The following is a 1,279-nucleotide window of genomic DNA, read 5'->3' as shown; positions in this document are numbered from 1 at the left end:
TGTAATGCTCCCCGTTGTCAAGACACAAAACGAGAGAAAATAAGTTAACTCCTCTCTGGGTTGAAATAGTAGGTTTTAAGAAGCTATACGGGTAAAAGATTGCGAATAAACACTGTCTGGAGAAACCTCGTTCAGCGATTGGTGCGGACGTTCACCGTTATAGAATTTGACGTAATCTGTAATCCCTTTACGCAAATCACGGGGTGTTTCAAACTCATTTAAAAAGATGCACTCGTACTTTAGAGACCTGAAATATCGTTCCGTACGGCTGTTGTCTGTCGCGCGGCCTTTGCCGTCCATAGAGATCTTTACGTTCTCCTTTTCGAGCAGTTCCAAGTAAGAGGCATTGGTAAAATGAGAGCCTTGGTCGCTGTTCATAATCTCTGGTTTACAGCGCCGGAAAGCGCGTTTGAGGCAGGTTAAAACAAAGCCTTTCTCCAGTGTACTGGATAGCTCATAGTCAATCACTTTGCGGCTGTACCAGTCAATAATATTGAAGAGATACATAAATCCTTTGCCCATACGGATGTACGTAATGTCAATTCCCCACACCTGATTGGGACGATCAATGGTAAGTCCACGAAGTAAATAAGGCCGGCAGTACTTGGCATGCAGGCGCTTGCTGAGGTTCGGCTTTGGATACACCGCCTCTAATCCCATGAGCTGCATCAGGCGGCGTATACGCTTCCGATTTACAGGGTAGCCTTGATTCTTCAGGGTCCTAGTCATCCGGCGATACCCAAAGTAAGGGTGCTTCATATAGATCTCATCGATCAGATGCATGAGCTGTACGTTCTCTTCACTGGGCTGCTTCTCGCTCACAGGCCGATACACGCTCGTCCGGTTTACAGAGAGCAGCACGGCTTGCCGTTTAATGTTTATCTTTGGATGATTCCGTTCAACCATGGCTTTACGCACTTCCAAGGGTTCATTTGAGGCCAGATTTTTTTTTGAGCCAGTCGACTTCAACGGTGAGTTGACCGACTAGCTTTTCCAGGTGTTCCTGCTTGCTTTCGTACTCCTTTTTCATTTTGTCCGCTTCACTCGTCCCTTTCTCAAACACCATCGAAGCGCGGCTTAGAAACTCGGCTTTCCACCGGCTAATCATCACCGGACTCATTTCATATTTGGCGGCAATCTCGTTCACGGTCTGCTCTTCCTGCAAGACCTCCAGCACAACCTTCGTTTTAAACTCTGGGGTGTATCGGTTCCGTTTTTCCATGGTTTTATTATAACTTATTTATCACGCTCCTGTGTCTCAACCTATGGGAGCATTATA

At 46.4% G+C, this 1,279-nt stretch carries 1 protein-coding gene; it reads right to left on the bottom strand.

Features of this window, described 5'->3' with window-relative positions; all coding sequences use genetic code 11:
* Positions 1-75 precede the first annotated feature (75 nt).
* Positions 76-1,222 (bottom strand): IS3 family transposase gene (locus E2980_RS23895; RefSeq protein ID WP_476695920.1). Its coding sequence is split into 2 segments (ribosomal slippage): positions 76-952 and positions 951-1,222, totalling 1,149 coding nucleotides; the frame shifts between segments, so codons are not numbered across the junction.
* Positions 1,223-1,279 lie beyond the last annotated feature (57 nt).

The organism is Cohnella luojiensis, assembly GCF_004564235.1.
GTDB classification, from domain to species: domain Bacteria; phylum Bacillota; class Bacilli; order Paenibacillales; family Paenibacillaceae; genus Cohnella; species Cohnella luojiensis.
Note: the sequence above shows the minus strand (reverse complement) of the source record. Positions and strands in the feature narration are given on the sequence as shown.